Here is a 17,149-nt window from a genome sequence, read left to right as displayed (position 1 = left end):
TTATTACATCAGGTCGGTGATTACGGCTTTTTTAGCTCAAGGTAAGCCGACCTGATCGCCTCTTCACCGTACTGCTGCTCCAGCCGTTTTATGATGAAATGACCTTTCGCCATGTTTTGGTAGTGGTGAATAAAAAGCGTATTAATGGCTGCGCCGCTGGCGGCACCGATCACCGGGACAATCTGTGCGGCCATTTTTTCTGTCATGGTCACCCCCAGTCTGGTGGCGACTGCATCAATCAGTTTTGCCAGCGTTTTTCCTGCTTGTGAGGTGCTCATTCTGGCAGAGGCTTTCCCTGCGCTTTTCTTGCCAGCAATGCCGATTAATTCGCGGCTGGCATGCTTGGTGATATCTGCCAGAACGGCGCGTGACGTGTAATAGGCTGAGTCGGCAGCATCGTCGTTTTCTTGTGTACCTCCCAGCGCGAAAACTTCCACACAGGCGGCTTTGACGGATAAATCAGTGAGGGAGAAACCTTCGCTACGGGCAATATCCGCCACGGAACGCATCATGATCGTGGTGCTGATAGGCAGTTCAACCAGCAGACCGGCGGCACCAAAGAAACCGCTGACCGCACCGGATGCGGCGACGGCAAGCTTATGTGTCTTTGGCGATGCCACACGCGCTGGGGCATCATTCAGCGTATAGAGCGCGGCGTCGACAGCCTTGTAGAGCGCAGTATGAACCACATCTTGTATTTTGTTTCTCACCATGGACGGTAACTTCGATAGGCTCCATTCAATCGGTTTTCCGACCAAATTCGCCGCCTGTATTGCAAAGGAAGGCGCTTCTAGCAACGCTATGGCGTTTCTGATGGCAAGCTCATCCTCTGAAGTAAGAAGAGTCATACGCGTTCTCCATACCGTTTGTTAAATTGTCCGTTTGGCGAGGCTGTTATGCAGACGTTTGTGACGAGTGCGCCGCTAACCAGGTGGTAAATGCCTTGGGTGGGATAGGTCGGGAAAAATAGTAGCCTTGTACTTCATCACAGCCAAAATGAGCCAGATGTTCTAGCGTTTCCTTATTTTCCACGCCTTCCGCCAGCACAATGTAATTCAGTTTGTGCAGCATGCTGATAATGGATTGCACAATGACACGGCTTTTGCGGTCAGTCTTTATATCTTTAATCAGTGATTTATCCAGCTTTATCACCGTAGAGGGGATGTTACGCAGATAGCTTAAATTGCTATACCCCGTGCCGAAATCATCGAGGGCGATAGTAAATCCGAGCTGTTGTAGCGTTTGGATGGTGGCTAGCGTTTCGGTGCTTTCGATGATTTCCTGTGTCTCGACACATTCGATGTCAATGTCCTGAGGCCTAAGACCGTGATTCTCCAGAATGGCGATCAGGCGCGGGATGAAGTCATTTTCGGAAAAATTTCGGGCAGAAACGTTAATCGACACAGGGAAAGTTAACCCCTCTTGACGCCACTGCTTCACTTGGCATGCTGCTTCCCGGGTGACCCAGTCAGTTAGCTGACGCATCAGCGTTGTGCCTTCCGCTAGTGGAATAAATTGGTCAGGGTAAATTTCACCTAACTCGGGATGACGCCAGCGAATCAACGCTTCGGCACCAATGACGGTGTTGGTCTTGATGCTTAATTTTGGTTGATACACCAAATAGAGACCGGGTTTATTGTTTTGCAGCACATTGGCCAGCTCATTGAGCAACGTAAAGGCGATTTGTTGTGCCTGATCTGCCTCATTGTTGTAAGCGAATTGACGGATATTCTTGGTAATGGCGGTACGCAATGCGCTCATCGATTCACGCAAAATTTGCTGTGGATCTTTGGCCGGAATCTGAAATTCAGTATAGCCAACGAAAAGCTCCAGCTTGAGCGGAATATGGCTGGCGATACTCTCATGAATACGCTCGGAACAGGCGTCAAGCTCTGCGAGAACCTGTTCTTTCTTTTCTGCTTTCACCAGCAGGGCGAAACGACCGACGGCGGCAGAGTAAAGATTATCCGATGAATTTAAGCTAAGACGTAAAAAAATCCCGATATCTTTCAGTAGACCTTCTACGGTCGGCATACCCAGCGCGCACCCCATTTCGTAGGCGTAAGAAATGTTGATAGTATCAATCAGAATAAGCAGGTAGGACTCGTGAATATCGGTAATGTGGCTGATATCGTCAATCAGACGCTGGCGGTTGGGCAATAGCGTCACGGCATCAATCAGCCCAATCGCGTTGCGATATTCCATTAATACCATCGCAATCGTCGCTAAGTCGTGCAGTAGCCGCAACTGGATCTTACTGAAGGTACGTGGAGCGTGATCGATGACGCTGAACGTGCCGATACAATAGCCCTCTTTGGTTTTAAGAGGTACGCCAGCATAAAAACGGATAAAAGGTTCGCCAGTTACGTAAGGACTCTCTTTAAAACGGTCATCCTGAGCGGCGTCGTGACAAACGAAAGGGTGGCTAGTTTGTACGGTAAAATGGTCGAAGGAACCGATTTTATCCATGTCGTCAAAAGGAAAATGGGTTTTCGCTTTAACGTGCAGAGATGTGGAGCCAGTTAGCGTCACGAGAGCCGTTGGGGTCGCCAGGAGTTGGCAGGCCATTTTCGTGAGTTTATTAAGGATATCGTCTTGAGATATATCGGTTTTTTGTAAGTCATCGAGAGTCTGCATGCGTTTTTTTTCGTCATGGCTCAAATGTTTTAACATGTAGACTCTTCCTTTCCGCAATAATAATCGCGACAACATCAATTTAATTTAACGGCGACACAATAACATAACAACAGTAGATAGGATTTATATATCCGCAGCTACACACTAGTTTGTTTGCGTACGTTCAGGGTTTTTCGTGAAGTCAATTGACTGTGGTCGAAGAGAGAACAGAGCATGGCACTCATCAAGGATGCCATGCTAATGGCTCTGCCTGAGCTAATACATATTAGTTTATAATAGCCAGACTTGGGGAGTCTTTAATAAAAGCCGGGTGCTTTGCATCATAACCTTTTGCTTCCAACTGATGATGGAGGTGCTTTTCAAAATTACCCGGTGTTTTTTCCGTTAGTGCGCTATGAATAATGTTGGCTCTTGATTTGCCAAAACTTGTAACATCACCCTCTGCGTTTTCAGCATAGGAAAACCCTTTCGCCAGCGGATACATGCCGGCCGGATTATGTTCAACCACTGCATCCGGTGGCAAGCGTTTCTTAAGATCATTAGCCAGATTGATCGCCTCTCCCAGATGGCCGTTCAGATAAAAAATGACACTGTCGGTATCTTGACCGAAAAAAGAGGGGTGCGCGACTTTTGCTGAGTGCAAGTAATCTTTATCCCTGATCATTTCGTGCAATATTTCTGGTAATTTTGCCGCATTTCGTGGATGCACGCTAAGTGTGATCCTACTCGTGGTAGGATCCTGGTCAGTAGTCTCTGCCCGTCTGAGCATCATAAAACTGTTACGCGCGTTGGGATTATGCTGTAAAAATCCTTTCATTAAGTCTTTACCTATTGGGCCAGTTTGCTGTGGAAATACATTGACACGACCTACGCCATCGAGCCGTATTAACTTACTCAGCATCGCTTTTCCTGCTTCCGGTGTAACGGCAGGCAGGTTGGGTTTATCCGACTTATAAATTTTGTAAATGCCACTCTCTGTAAGATGATTCGTCCCTTTGGCTTGTTTTGCCCACTGGAGCAGGGTCTGTTGTGAGTTATCCGGCTGTATTGTGCTGATTTTATCCTTAACCGATTGGCTTGATGACGCTATCGTCTCAGCACTTTTATCAAATACATGCATAGCATTCGAACGAAGCAGGCGTGGTTTGCTTTCCAATATTTGAGCGATAGCTTTGCTTTCGCTGGAAGAACTCATCATATTTTCTATCGCGCTAAAGAAACCTTTTGCTTTGGTGGCTAATTCAACATTGATTTTGGCACCTTCTGCGGCACTAATAGTGTAGGTTTTGCCATTGACTTCCAGAGCACCATGGTCAAGCAGTTTTTTGACATCCACTGGTGATGATTGCAACTGCTGAATATTTGAAAAACGCGAGGTAATCGGTTGCATAAATATGCCTCATTCAATTCGGCTGGCATCGCGCCAGAATCGGATGTAATCCACAAGTTCGCTTACTTTGAGCGATAGGATGTCGACGGTTAATCTGGTTTGATCAAGGATATAGCAAGCGTAGTACTGCTTAGCCTCAGGATCGGCGGCGATGATCGGTTGATTATCTCGTATCGCTTGACGGTTGGCCTCCAATAGCGTTTTCGCCATGTGGTTTTGTGTTTCCCCCAGAAACGCGACCAGCAACATGCGATGGTTAGCTATATCTTGTTGCAAGCGAAGGGGAATATCGCCATCAACGATAAGATCGCACGCGCCTCTTTTATCCGGCCTGAGTGGAGGAAGGCCAGATTTAGCGCAGAAAGCGCGAAGCAAGGTATCGTAAAAAAGTGCACTCATCATTCACCTAAATAGTGGGTTGTTTTTCTGTGAGTAGTGAAATGCACTTATGAGTTCCCTGAAGGGATGCAGCAGGCGATGTAATGGCGTGCAATAGCGGCGTTCAGCCTGTTCTGAAGAGCGCCGCAATTAGGGATACAAAGAGGATACGGCGTGGTGGTGTCAGCGTTGGGTCGCCAATGTTTCCAACTGCTGACGAATGGCGGTAACTGAAACCGCACGATTATCAGCCCGATCGCGTTCACTGGCATCGGGGGCTGAGCTTTGAATACCCATAAGCACCCAACCTGATGCTGAATTCAGCATCAGCGGAGAGCCGCTATCGCCAGGTAGCGTGTCACACTGGTGTGCCATAACAGCAGGGTGAACCCAGCCGGTGATGAGGCAATCCTGATGTCGATACAGCGTTTCCTGATGATCCTCTGGGTAACCCGCCTGCGTGACACGCTGAGCGTTATCTTTCAAGGCCTGCATCAATTCTTGACGACTGCCTTGCCAGAGTGGGAGCGGGCGAATTCCCGGTGGGGTTTGTTTCAGTCGAATCAGGGCGTAGTCCAGCGGTGCTGCTGATGGCGGAACGATCCATCCCTCGCCGTCAGCTTTCAATTTTTTGGCGAGTGATTGATTCGCTAGTGCTTCAATTTCCGTCGTTTCATAACGCCAGCCACTTTCTGTTGCCAGAAAGCGCAGCGCGACGGGTTTATCTATGCCGCCCTTCGGTGGCGTGACCACGCAATGCCCGGCCGTCAGTGCCAGATGAGGGGAAATAAGCGTCGCGGTGCAGAGGTTGCCGCTGGCGGTTTCCAATTGCCCAATCGCCTGCCACGGCCAGACAGATGTGTCAGGAACGATATCCCGATCGTCGTGGTTGAAAAATAAGATTTGTTGCTGCTTCTGCGCGGCGGAGCCTGCTAGTGAGGATTCAGCCCAACTTAGCGGGGCGATAAAGGATAATGAACATAACAACCAGGCTGATATGCGCATGCAGTAGGTAAACCTTATGATAAAAGTCATCTTGATCCGCTAAATATAGCGTGTTGCATTAACTATAGATGTATTTGTTGGTGAGGGACTGAAAATTAAAATGTTATTGAGTGTAAAAGGCGTGGCGGTGGTTTGATTATCGCCATCCATATGAATTGGATGCTACGCCACAATCTTAAGTGGCGTAGCATTTTCACATTAACATACGGTTCAGTGTCATTAGACTTATTCGTAGCTGACGATCACGATACGTGCATTTGAACTCAACGTTTTCGAGCTCATGGAGCCGATGCCTTGTGGTAAAGCTGCGTATTGTGAACTGTTTTGCGTTTTTAACGTTTGCACTTTTCCTTGCCGTTCGCAGTTGGCCGTCACATTACTTGACTGTGTCGTAACATCACAGACGGGTTCAACGATGGAACCCGAAAAGCGAATGATGCCTGTCGACGGAGAGGACGAGGCGAATGTATACGGTGTAGTAGCCATAATGCAGAGCAAGATGGCTAATTTTTGCAGGTTTTTTTTCATTATGAATGTCTCGGTATTGCTTGGAGGGTAATGATATAAACGGCGCTGAATGAGAAAACTTTACTATTCCCAAAATTTTGTTTTGTCAGATACCTACGCTTTTGAAATTCTATTATCTTGTGATATCTATCGAATGGGTTTGTAGCGGATTGCATAGGAAGGATCGAATTGTTGATGAATGACGTATCGCATTGAAATAGTGCTTTATTTGCGTATGGATTCTGGCAATCAATAATTTCGTGGACAGTAACGAGGTGATTAATAATTGTGTGAGGCAGAAAACATGCGGATTAAAGAAAAAAACTCAGGGTGATAATTCCACAGAGTAAAATCAGAGATAACATAATTTCAAATGAGTAGCGCCGCATCATTCTCCCGTCCCCCGATGAAATAAACACCCAGTAAACCGGGTGTTTGAGACCGTTGACAAACCTATTTCCAAAATGAAAACGGGAGTAACGGAATAGAAGAGTAAAGCGTTTGCGCACGCCGAGCGCGCAGGGATGTGTTTACAGCGTCTTTACGATCTACCCGTTACTCTCACTGAGATAAGCCCTTAGTGACGTAATCAAACTCGAGCTAACCAGAAGTGACGCCTTCCCGGTGAGGGAAGGCGCGGGTGCTTACCGATTACGCCGCTGGTGTTGTATCAGCAGGTTTTGCAGTTTTCGCTTTCTTCACGTGTTTCTTGGCAGCCTGCGCCTTCTGCGCAGGAGCTGGTTTAGCTTTCTTCACGTGTTTCTTGGCAGCTTGCGCTTTCTGTTCAGCAGCTGGTTTCGCTTTCTTCACCTGCTTTTTATGGTGAACGGCTTTAGCCGGAGCAGAGGTGGTTGTCGTTGCAGAAGGTTGAACAGGTGCGCTGGTTACGGTATCCGCGGCAAATGCTACAGAGGACAGACCCAGTGCCGCACCTGCGATCATAACTAATACTTTATTCATTATCATTTCCTCGTTATCTCATTCACGTTTCGTGACCCTAACGCGGGCCGTTAAAGAGAGAATAGGAGAAACCGAGGGCGGCTTCAGTGAGTGATTGGTTTCGGCGTGTAACCTAATGTACAAGTCTGGAAGAGCGATAAATACATTGAAAGACAGCGGGGTTAACGCGGTCTTGAGGCTAGTTTTGAATGGCGATGGCGGCCTGCGTTGTGGCAGTTTTTACTGGCCAGCAGAAGCGGAAACGAGCACCGCCGAGCGGGCTTTCATCCACGGTAATGCTACCTTCGTAAGCGCGCGCGATAGCATGAACAATCGCCAGCCCCAGCCCACATCCGCCGCTGCTGTTCTCAATCCCCGCCTCCAGACGGATAAACGGTTCAAAAACGCTTTCCCGGCTTTCGGGCGCAATGCCAGGACCGTCATCTTCAACTTGCAGACAGGCAATTTGTTCGGCGTCGGACGTCAGGCTGATGTGTAATCGGCTATGGCAGAAGCGCAAACCATTGCCGATCAGGTTATTCAGGACCCGTTCCATCAGGCGCAGATCGAGCGCACCAATCTGTGCCGAATGAGGCATGTCCAGCGAGATGTGCTTGTCAGGGTGGATCAGCCGAAAATCATCTATTTTTGCCTGTAGCCATAATGGAATATCAATATTGGTAAGATGCAGCGTCACCTGTGGACGATCGAGTCTGGCATAGGTCAACAGTTCATCAATCAGTGCTTCAAGTTGACCAATATCCCGATTTAACGCCTGTTGTTCGTCTTCCGTCAGGTTGTCACTCATTGCTAGCCGATAGCGTAGCCTGACCAACGGCGTACGTAGCTCGTGCGCAATATTGTCAATCAGCTGCTTTTTACTATTGATGAGCTGGTTCAGGTTATCCGCCATCCGGTTGAAGGCGATACCAAGCCGAAAAAGGCTTGAGGTGCTATCAAAGTGAATACGTTCTCCCAGATGACCATCTCCTAAACGCTGCGCGGCGTTCTCCAGCTTTAGCATGGCCTGCCAATGTGGTCGCATCCATAGGAAAACTGGCAACGCCAGCGACAGCCCGATGAGCATCACCAGCAGTAAATCCAGCAGCCGCATCTCGTGCAGGAAGAACAAATAAGGAATAGGGCCGACGGCGAGAACATAATGGCTGCGGGGGATGCGTTGGATAAACGTGTATTCATCATCCAGCGCGATAATCTCCCCCTGATTCAGACGCTGCCGATTCTTGGGGCTCAGCACGTATTTACTCACTGGCTCGATATGCAATTTGAACGACAGGTTTAGATCAAGCTGGCTGATCGTTTTATGCCACTCACGGGGCGGAATCGCGCGTAGCTCATTACGAATGAGATACAGCGAGCTTTTCATCAGGTCATCCATGGACTGACGTCCTGCGCGTTCAGCCGTTACTTTATAAACCAGCCCGACCAGTAGCGTCATGACGACAAAACAGGCGAACAGCAATAGAAAAAACTGGACGAACAGCTTTCTCATAGCGTGATGCTCTCCCAGGTATTGGGGGCAAACAGATAGCCTTTGTTACGTACCGTTTTGATACGGAACGGCTCTAGCGGGTTGTCGTACAGTTTTTTACGCAGACGAGAAATGGCGACGTCAATGCTGCGATCCATGCCGTCGTAGGTTACGCCGCGCAGGTTTTTCAGCAGTGCATCCCGATCCATGATGTGGCCAGCGTGGGTCGCCAACTGCCAGAGGAGATCGAAATCCGCGGTCGATAAAACAATGTGCTCTTGCCCTAACGTGACTTCCCGATTGACTGGGTCGATGCAGAGCAGGCCGAAGTGCAGTGATTTATGCACCTGCAACGTGGCGGGCGCTGCATTTTCTGCCACCGTTTGTGGTGCAGTAGCATATTGCCGTAAATGGAGGCGCAGGCGGGCGAGTAATACTGCGGGTGGCGTGGTTTTCAGAATGTAATCATCAGCACCCATTTCCAGCGACAGAATATGATTCATGTCGCTGTCCAACGACGTCAGCAGCACAATCGGTCCACTGTACTGTGGCCGCAACTCTCGACAGATGGTCATCCCGTCTTTGCCGGGCAGCATAATATCCAGCAACACAAGATCGGGCTGCTGCTGTTCAATAAAGGCTAATGCCCGATCGCCTCGTCCTTCAACTTGAACATCAATGTCATGTTTACCGAGGTAGGCAGCGATCAGTTTTCCAACCTCGGTATCATCTTCTATAAAAACAATCTTATGCATGGTATTTACGCCATCCCCATCTCACTACGCATAGCATAGCTTGATGATAGGTGATAAACGAGAAATGAAGCGTAAATGGGTGTTAACTATTTGTTTACCCGAAAATTAGATAAGCTGTGGCGCGTATCTTTTTAGGCGGTATTACATCCATTCTCCCCGTTTACCGAGAAAGGGGACGATATAACCACCGAGTGTTTGCTCTGCATACCGATGGACTGATGTACGCAACCTACCTGATATAAGCCTGACAGCGTAAGGGGCAGGGAAAGACGTAATCGCGTCGGCAATCTCGATGAGCGAAGTGTTAACGCAAGGCGCGTCCGCCATCAACGCCCAGCGTTTTCCCGGTGACATAGCGGCTGTTGAGCAAGTAGTCCACCAGTTGGACAATTTCCTCTTCGCCGGGTGCGACTTTCATCAATGACTTTTCCAGCGCCTGTTGACGATATGCTTCGTCGTCCTGTTCATTAAACAGGATTAAACTGGGAGCAATGGCGTTGACCTTCACTTCCGGCGCCAGCTTGCGGGCAAACGAGCGCGTCATGTTATCCAGTGCTGCTTTGCTGGCGGCATAGGCGATGTGTTTCTCGCTGCCTTTTTCAACCACGTAATCCGTCAAATGAATAATATCCGCGCCCGCGATACCTTGCCCACGCAGGCAGGGTTCAAGCAGTTGATTAAGCAAATAGGGCGTATAGACATGAATTTGCAGCATAGCGGCCAGCGTCTGTTCTGGCGGCGTAGAGGGGCTTTCTGGCTTCCAACTGCTGGCATTATGAATAATGGCACGTAACCGCGGCGTGAGTGATTGGATTTTCTCAGCAAATGCATAGATGTTTTCCGTGGTGGAAAAGTCGGCGGACAGACAAACAGCGCCGTCTTGCTCTAGCGTCTCCAGTTCGGGATAGGGTGTGCGATAGCTGAGAATAACCGGAGTCGGACGAGCCAGAAATGAGCGAGCCAGTGCCAGCCCAATACGCCGTGCGCCACCGGTAATTAACACGGGAGCAGAAGAAAAAATTGTCACAATTAGGTTTCCTCAACACGCTAGTCAAAAGGGGGCGAACCGTGACAATATACCTGAAATAATTACGCAGGTTATGGTTTTATACCCGTCAGGGTAGTGTGCAGCAAGCCACTGGCGAAGAGGAGAAAAGGGAATATGGACAACCCCCCTGAGTCTACAAGTTCCAGTGAACCACTCTGTCTGGACTACACGGATTATTTGGCGGCATTGTGCAACAAACGTTGGCGTTTCGTAGATGCAATGTACGGTGTGATGCCGATTTTTGGCATGGTGACCAAGATGGCTGCTGCTCGGCAGAGTGCGCCGAAAGAGCAGCTGAAGGTACTGGCGTTACAGGTGCTCTCTACGCAGGTGAGTGACGAAACCAACATCATCAGGCTGATTACGCTGGCACGTCAGCAAGGTTTGACGGCGTTTGATATCCAACTACCTTATGCGCTAACGAGCGAGCAATTGAACGCCATCGGCAACGAGTGTGACGAGGTGCTGGATTTAACGCTGAGGGATGAACGTTTGTCCGTCCGGTTTAAAATGCCAGCCGTACAACATTAGCACAGCTGGCCTGCAAATTATCTCTACTACGTTTCTGCTACACTGAGCGCACCGCTGTCGCCTCAATGGCCTGTGCCAATGAACCGTAGAAGCTCAGTCGCCCTTCAATCGGTTGCACCTTCGCCCGCGCCAGCGTTTTTAACGGCTGGAAGGGAATATCGGTGATGATGAGCTGTTTGCCTTCGGGCAACGTTTCGCTAAAGCGCAAGAATGCATTGAGTCCGCCCGCATCCAGCACCGGCACGGCATCCCATTGCAAAATGATATTTTGGTAGCCTTCGCTACGCACCGTCAAGTCATTGAAGATGCGTTCCGCTGCGGCGAAAAACAGCGGGCCGTTAACACGCAATACCAAATGATCCGGTATTTTAGTGTCCGGCAGTTCGCTCAGACGGGTCATCTGCGCAATACGCCGCATGAAGAGCAACGACGCCAACACGATACCCACGGTAATTGCGATTACCATATCGAACAGCACGGTCAATGACATACAGAGTAGCATTACGATAATGTCGTCTTTCGGCCCGTGGCGTAGTAAATCCACCACCTTATGTGCTTCGCTCATGTTCCAGGCGACAATCAGCAGCAGAGAAGCCATCGCTGCCAGCGGCAGATAAGACAGCCACGGAGCAAGTATTAACAGCGCCAAAATCACCAGTAGCGCATGAATCACCGCCGAAATCGGCGAATTGGCGCCTGCGCGGACGTTGGCAGCAGAGCGGGCAATAGCGGCGGTGGCGGTAATGCCGCCAAAGAATGGCGCGATGATATTACCGAAACCTTGTCCCATCAGTTCTGCGTTGGAGTTGTGTTTTTTGCCCGTCATGCCATCGAGTACGACGGCGCACAGCAGCGACTCAATCGCACCCAGCATCGCCATCGAGAATGCCGCAGGTAGCAGAGCGGAAATGCTTTGCCAATCCAGCGTCATCGTTTTCCCCTCCGGCGACGGAATATCCCACGGTAGGATGAGCTGCGGCAGGATAGGCGGAATCCCTTGCCCTTGCGAACCATCCGCCAGCATATAGCTAAATCGGGAACCGATTGTGGCTACATCTTCACCCAGCAGTGACATGACCCCCATCACCGCGACACCTGCCAGCAGCGCAGGCAAGTGGCCGGGCAGGCGGATACCGAGTCTGGGCCAGACGATCAATACCAGTAGCGTCGTTGCGCCGATCAACGTATCGGCAAAATGTAGAGTCGGTAGCGCCTGTGCCAGCGCCGCCACTTTCTCGACGTAATGTTCGGGCACGACTGCCATCTGCAAGCCGAAGAAATCCTTGATTTGCATGGTTCCGATGGTAATGGCGATCCCGGAGGTAAACCCCAGCGTGACGGAAAGCGGAATATATTCAATTAAACGGCCGAAGCGGCAGAGGCCCATCAGCAGCAGAAACACACCGGAAAGCAAGGTGGCGACCAGCAGGCCGGATAGCCCGTACTGTTGCGACACCGGATACAAAATAACGACGAAGGCGGCTGTCGGGCCGGATACGCTGTAGCGTGAACCGCCGCTGACGGCGATGATAATCCCAGCAATGGCCGAGGTATACAGCCCGTACTGCGGAGGAACGCCGCTGGCAATCGCCAGTGCCATCGCCAACGGTATGGCGATGATGCCGACAGTAACGCCAGCGATAATGTCGTGGGTAAAACGTTGTAGCGTATATTTTTCGCGCCAGCACGCATCAATCAGCGCGCTGAACGGCCTGACACCGTTAATTCCGTGCGTTTTCATCTAAGCAGAAACCAAAGTAAGAAGGTAAATCAACATGGCGGGCCTGCCGGTCCGTCGACGACAGCCTTACGATACGCCGGACGCGCTCAGAAGATCCAGATATACATCAAGAGAAGTGAGATTTGGTAGGGCCGACGCGGCGAAAACCACGTCGGCAGAGGGGTTACAGCGTGATGGTGATCAAATAGGCGGCAAAAAGCGCCAGATGTGCGCTGCCGCTCAACACGTTGGTTCTACCCGTGGAGAACGTAATGTGGCACAGCACCAGCACGGACAGCATCACAACGATATGCGGCATATCCAAACCGAAGTTCAGCGAACGGCCAGTAATCATAGCGATGATCGTGACAGTAGGAACCGTCAGGGAAATGGTCGCTAACACGGAACCGAAAAACAGGTTCATCGCACGCTGTACCTGATTTTTCAGGACAGCGCGAATCGCCCCCAATCCTTCGGGAGAGAGGATTAACAGCGCGACCAGGAAGCCCGTAAATTGTGTCGGCGCGTTCATTTCGGTCAGCAGCGTTTCCAGCGGCATGGAATTCATCTTGGTTACTGCAATAACAGCAATCAAGTGAACCAGAAGCCAACCAGTATGCCACAGTGAACTGTGTGCGGACGGTTTGCCATGGTGCGGATCGTCGCCGTCACCTTCGTCTTCATGTTCATAGACAAACAGGCTTTGGTGCGTACGCGTTTGAATCAACAGAAAAACGCCGTACATTGCTGCAGAGATGGCGGCCACAATCAGCGACTGTGTTACGCTGAAATTACCCTCGGGCAGAGCGCTGGGGAAAACCAGCACAATCACGGCCAATGGGAAGATCGCCATCAGATACTGCTTGATACCACTGAGGTTGACGTACTGCGTGGCGAACTTGCGACCGCCGAGCAAGAGGGCGAAACCTACCAGGCCGCCAGTGACAATGACGATAATGGAATAGAGCGTGTCGCGCATCAGGTCTGGACCTGCGTCACCGGTAGCCATCAGCGCTGAAATCAGGCTGACTTCGAGAATGACGACAGATAGACTGAGGATGAGTGAACCGTAGGGTTCACCCAAGCGGTGTGCAAGCACGTCAGCGTGACGCACCACGCTAAACGCGCTGAAAAGTATCCCGGCTAGCGCAAGGGCGTTGATGCCGAGAATAGCGACAAAATCTTGTGAATTGCTCCACATGTAGAGTACGGCCAGCGCAATAACAGGAAAAATGAGTGAGTATTCATGATGGCGAGTTTTGACCACCTCAGTATGAGACTTCATTGCGGGAGTTCTCCTTATCCAGAGGAATGATACGGCAAAATATCCCCGTCATACTTCAAGCCAGCGCACTAACAACTCGAATTACTCAGGGCATAAAGCAATTTATTAAGAGCATAGAACCATTTAGCGATGGTCGTAAAACCATTTATTCATGGACATAAAACAATAATAAACCGCAAAAGGTTACTAAAAAGTAGTTATAACGTAATAAAACGAACAAGATGATAACAGATTGTCGTGTGAACGCGGGAAGTTTTACGGATTTTTACGCTTTGAGTTAAAATCTAAATGAAAGGGGAGAATCTGCATATCTTCTCCCTATGATGATAATATCAAATGTATTTTTTAGGGTTATTCTTCAGGATTGTCCATGATATCGTGGCGTTTGTGGTGATAATCCTCTTCATTTAACCCTTCTCGCCAATAAGGTACTGCATACATCTGATTTCGCTCACACCCGCGTTCGCGTCGTACATGGCGACGAAGCTGAACCACGATGCGATCCTCACCCGCTAGCCAGTAAAATGCATTATCAGCCGCTGGGAGTGCCTGATAATAGCGTAGTAGTGTGTCGGTAACGTCTGTACCGCCAATGATCCAATGCAACTGAAGCTGTGAGGGTTTAGCGAGATTGAGTTTATCCGCTTCACTATCGACGCGAATCACGGCATGCCCTTGGGCGTCATCTGGCAAATTCTCTAACAGTGCCATCAGCGCAGGAAGCGATGACGGATCGGCCGCCAGATAATAAGCGGCTGCTGGAGGCAACATCGGGAGTGGGCCACCGGGCCGTGAAAGACCAACCCAGTCGCCGGGCTTGGCTTGACGGGCAAAGGTGACGGCAGGCCCGGCGTGTTCATGCAGCGCGAAAACCATATCCAGCTCCGCAGCCTCAGGGCGCAATGCGCGAACGCTGTAGGTGCGAACGATGGGGCGAGCTTCGCCTTCTGGCCAGATCGGGCCGCGCTCACCGATGGTAGGTAGAACCGGTTTTTGCTGTCCAACCTGAGGCAGAAAGAGTTTGATATGTGCGCCATATCGTTCGGTTGGGTAATCGCGCAACGCGTCATGATGAAAAGTAATGCAGCGTAAATGAGGGGAAATATCGTGGATCTGTTTAACCTGAACTAAAACAGGCTGACGCGGCGTTGCCATTCAGTATCTCCGTGGATAGTCAATTCCAGTATAGGGATAATAGTAACACGAGATGATAACTATTATCATCTCGTGTCTTTGTTGTTATTATTCTCGAAATAAACACATTTCCATCGAAATAAATACGCTGCTAGCGCTTTTACATTAAACGAATGGCTTGCGGCAGTCTCCTGGCGTCACAAAAATGAGGTTTGTAACAGGAGCGCGTCAAGTCTTGCGATGAATTGCCGATTAAGTTGATATACCCGTTGCCGCGTTACAAGGCATTATGAATGCCTCGCCCTAGTGGGCTAACGCTTTGCGTTGTTCAAAACGTTAACGTTTTATCCTGAAACTCGAATTACTTAGTATATAAATGAATAACCTCAGGTTCTATGGTGTTGTAAAATTAGGCAGATGAAGCAGTTAGATTTTTAAACGCAGGGCGAGAGCCGGTCTGATGAGTAGAAAAAGAGTAGGGTTGGGGGTGGTGAGTAGTGTTAACACGCGATTTTTTGCAGAAAGCAGATTGTAGAACGTCTTTTGGGTGTATTGAAGAAACCTTACTGCTCACGCCGCAACAGCGGGCTGATTCTCTGGATAGGACGCTTGCGCTCCGACCCAATAGCTGTCCTGTTTGGGTATTTGGCTACGGTTCACTCATGTGGAACCCGGTTTTTGATGCCGAAGAAACCTGTCTGGCAACGCTAGCAGGGTGGCAGCGAGCTTTTTGTCTGCGCCTCACTATTGGCCGCGGCACAATAACGCAGCCGGGGAGGATGCTGGCGCTGCAACCCGGTGGTCAAACGACGGGGGTAGCTTTTCGCCTGCCGGAAGCCTCATTGCGTGAAGATTTAGAGCTGCTGTGGAAGCGTGAAATGCTGACGGGCTGCTATCGTCCGCTCTGGTGCGAATTGCATCGCAAGAACGGCACACCGCTGACGGCGCTGGTGTTTGTTTCCGAGCCGGAACATCCATTGAACGAAAATGATACCTGTATTCATAGCGTTGCTCCGTTGATTGCACGCGCGAGCGGTCCCCTCGGCACCAATGCGCAATATCTGTTTGCGCTGGAGCAAGAACTGAAAAATCACGGTACGGAAGATGATAGCGTAAGCAAATTGGCGCAGCGGGTGCGTATCCTGCAACAACCGCGTCCTTCGGCCGCAGGGAACGGACAATAACGACGAGGTTGGTGTGATATTTGAGGTGAGCGACGATATCGCCGTTCACCTTGAGACGATGTGACGTGACCGAATTACCAGCCTACGCCAACACCCATGGTGTACAGCGTGTCGTCAACATTACCTTGATTACTGTCGATACGGGTACGTGATACTTTCATGGTCATAGAAGACCAGTCGGTCAGCTTGAAGCGCAAACCAGCATCCGCTTTCAGGTAGATTGGCGCAGTACCATCAAATGAACGCCCCAGTTCACCGTTGGTGAAGGCTTCTACCGATTTACTGAACACAAAACGGTTATAAGCCCATTTGATCCCGCCAGAGTAGAAGTTATCTTCTCCCTGATCGCGATAAACAAACGTTTGGGAGTTGACCAGCGATGTCAGTGAGAACGCGCCTAAATCGTTATCCCAGAACTGATAACCGGGACCAAGACCGAAAGAGCGGTTGATTTTGATGCTTTCGATCCAGTCGCGTTTGTACTGATAACGACCCTGCCAGAACCAGTGTTCATCTACGAATTTATCCAACGCATATTCGCCAGCCGCATTCTTGGTGCTCTCGACTTTATCCTCTTTTGCCAAATGGTAGCTGGCATCAAGGTTGTGTCGCCACGTATCGTGACGCGCTTTGGTGTTCAGCGTCACATCGTAGTTGTCGGTTTCTGTAGAACTTTTCTTGTGCGACATGCCAGCATCAATGTTGCCTTTCCAGGCGAAATCGGTTACCAGCGGCTTCTGCGCCACGATGGAGGTGATTTCGGAAAGCGGCAATGTTTGCGGACCTGCTGCTTCGTTAGCAAGCGACGGGCTCGCGACGATAGCGCGGTTTTCACCTGCCTTCACCGCCGGATACAGTACGCCTTTCTCGTAGCGTTCGCCTTGAATCACCAGACCATGATCGCTTTCAAAGGTTTTCACCTTATCCCAGTCTACAGAAATGGAGCCTGCATAATCAGTGTCGATAAAGAGTTTACCGCTGTCGAGCAGCGTGATTTTCCCTGTGAGCTTGTCGCCATTGTTCAGCCAAATGGTGTCAGCGCGGCTTTGTGTAATGCCAGCGGAGAGGGCGATGACCAGGCTGAGGGAAGAGATTACGTGTTTGGATAGTGTCATTATTGCCAAATAAACCGTGGTGACATGTA

At 50.0% G+C, this 17,149-nt stretch carries 15 protein-coding genes and 1 pseudogene; 2 read left to right on the top strand and 14 right to left on the bottom strand.

Annotated features, from left to right (window positions below):
* Window positions 1-20: 20 nt before the first annotated feature.
* The 10 genes and pseudogenes from KP22_RS05875 to folM form a co-directional block, all read right to left on the bottom strand.
* Window positions 21-848: an EcsC family protein gene (locus KP22_RS05875; RefSeq protein ID WP_039299411.1), complete on the bottom strand. Its 828-nt coding sequence runs from the start codon at window positions 846-848 to the stop codon at window positions 21-23.
* 46 nt (window positions 849-894) lie between these two features.
* The gene (locus KP22_RS05870; protein WP_039299413.1) at window positions 895-2,673 is read right to left on the bottom strand and encodes a sensor domain-containing phosphodiesterase; all 1,779 of its coding nucleotides are present in this window, start codon (window positions 2,671-2,673) and stop codon (window positions 895-897) included.
* A gap of 229 nt (window positions 2,674-2,902) precedes the next feature.
* Window positions 2,903-4,027 (bottom strand): T3SS effector HopA1 family protein, encoded by a 1,125-nt coding sequence (locus KP22_RS05865; RefSeq protein WP_039323021.1) that lies wholly within the window; start codon window positions 4,025-4,027, stop codon window positions 2,903-2,905.
* Window positions 4,028-4,036: 9 nt separating this feature from the next.
* Window positions 4,037-4,429 carry a CesT family type III secretion system chaperone gene (locus KP22_RS05860; protein ID WP_081923358.1) on the bottom strand — a complete coding sequence of 131 codons (393 nt, stop codon included), beginning with the start codon at window positions 4,427-4,429 and terminating at the stop codon, window positions 4,037-4,039.
* 159 nt (window positions 4,430-4,588) lie between these two features.
* Complete coding sequence (locus tag KP22_RS05855; RefSeq protein ID WP_039323017.1) at window positions 4,589-5,410, bottom strand: trypsin-like serine peptidase; 822 nt, start codon at window positions 5,408-5,410, stop codon at window positions 4,589-4,591.
* A gap of 225 nt (window positions 5,411-5,635) precedes the next feature.
* Window positions 5,636-5,938: a type 1 fimbrial protein gene (locus KP22_RS05850; RefSeq protein WP_039299423.1), complete on the bottom strand. Its 303-nt coding sequence runs from the start codon at window positions 5,936-5,938 to the stop codon at window positions 5,636-5,638.
* A 633-nt stretch (window positions 5,939-6,571) separates the two neighbouring features.
* Window positions 6,572-6,877 (bottom strand): annotated as a pseudogene (gene asr / locus KP22_RS05845) (acid resistance repetitive basic protein Asr); the annotation flags it as partial.
* Window positions 6,878-7,055: 178 nt separating this feature from the next.
* Entirely contained in the window at window positions 7,056-8,369 is a 1,314-nt protein-coding gene (gene rstB / locus KP22_RS05840) for a two-component system sensor histidine kinase RstB (RefSeq protein WP_039323010.1), read from the bottom strand.
* A complete protein-coding gene (gene rstA, locus KP22_RS05835) occupies window positions 8,366-9,103 on the bottom strand; it encodes a two-component system response regulator RstA (protein WP_039299439.1) in 738 nt (245 codons plus the stop codon). Before rstA ends, rstB begins: the two co-directional genes overlap by 4 nt.
* A gap of 304 nt (window positions 9,104-9,407) precedes the next feature.
* Window positions 9,408-10,130, bottom strand: coding sequence for a dihydromonapterin reductase (gene folM, locus KP22_RS05830; protein WP_039299442.1), 723 nt, complete (start codon window positions 10,128-10,130; stop codon window positions 9,408-9,410).
* A gap of 135 nt (window positions 10,131-10,265) precedes the next feature.
* Between folM and KP22_RS05825 the strand changes: the two genes are divergently transcribed.
* Window positions 10,266-10,682, top strand: coding sequence for a hypothetical protein (locus KP22_RS05825; protein WP_039323007.1), 417 nt, complete (start codon window positions 10,266-10,268; stop codon window positions 10,680-10,682).
* Window positions 10,683-10,719: 37 nt separating this feature from the next.
* Here the strand turns inward: KP22_RS05825 and dauA are convergent, their stop codons facing one another.
* The 3 genes from dauA to KP22_RS05810 all read right to left on the bottom strand — a co-directional run bounded on the left by dauA (window position 10,720) and on the right by KP22_RS05810 (window position 14,842).
* The gene (dauA, locus tag KP22_RS05820; protein WP_039299449.1) at window positions 10,720-12,423 is read right to left on the bottom strand and encodes a C4-dicarboxylic acid transporter DauA; all 1,704 of its coding nucleotides are present in this window, start codon (window positions 12,421-12,423) and stop codon (window positions 10,720-10,722) included.
* Between the two features lie 163 nt (window positions 12,424-12,586).
* Complete coding sequence (gene chaA, locus KP22_RS05815) at window positions 12,587-13,687, bottom strand: sodium-potassium/proton antiporter ChaA (RefSeq protein WP_039299452.1); 1,101 nt, start codon at window positions 13,685-13,687, stop codon at window positions 12,587-12,589.
* 351 nt (window positions 13,688-14,038) lie between these two features.
* Window positions 14,039-14,842, bottom strand: coding sequence for a siderophore-interacting protein (locus KP22_RS05810; RefSeq protein ID WP_039299457.1), 804 nt, complete (start codon window positions 14,840-14,842; stop codon window positions 14,039-14,041).
* A 476-nt stretch (window positions 14,843-15,318) separates the two neighbouring features.
* On the opposite strand from KP22_RS05810, the gene KP22_RS05805 reads away from it, so the two are divergent.
* Entirely contained in the window at window positions 15,319-16,005 is a 687-nt protein-coding gene (locus tag KP22_RS05805; protein ID WP_039299461.1) for a gamma-glutamylcyclotransferase, read from the top strand.
* A gap of 74 nt (window positions 16,006-16,079) precedes the next feature.
* Here the strand turns inward: KP22_RS05805 and KP22_RS05800 are convergent, their stop codons facing one another.
* On the bottom strand, window positions 16,080-17,120 hold the full coding sequence (locus KP22_RS05800; RefSeq protein ID WP_039299464.1) for a DUF481 domain-containing protein: 1,041 nt from the start codon (window positions 17,118-17,120) through the stop codon (window positions 16,080-16,082).
* Between the last annotated feature and the right edge of the window lie 29 nt (window positions 17,121-17,149).

This window comes from Pectobacterium betavasculorum, assembly GCF_000749845.1.
GTDB classification, from domain to species: Bacteria; Pseudomonadota; Gammaproteobacteria; order Enterobacterales; family Enterobacteriaceae; genus Pectobacterium; species Pectobacterium betavasculorum.
This window is presented reverse-complemented; position numbering and strand designations above follow the sequence as displayed.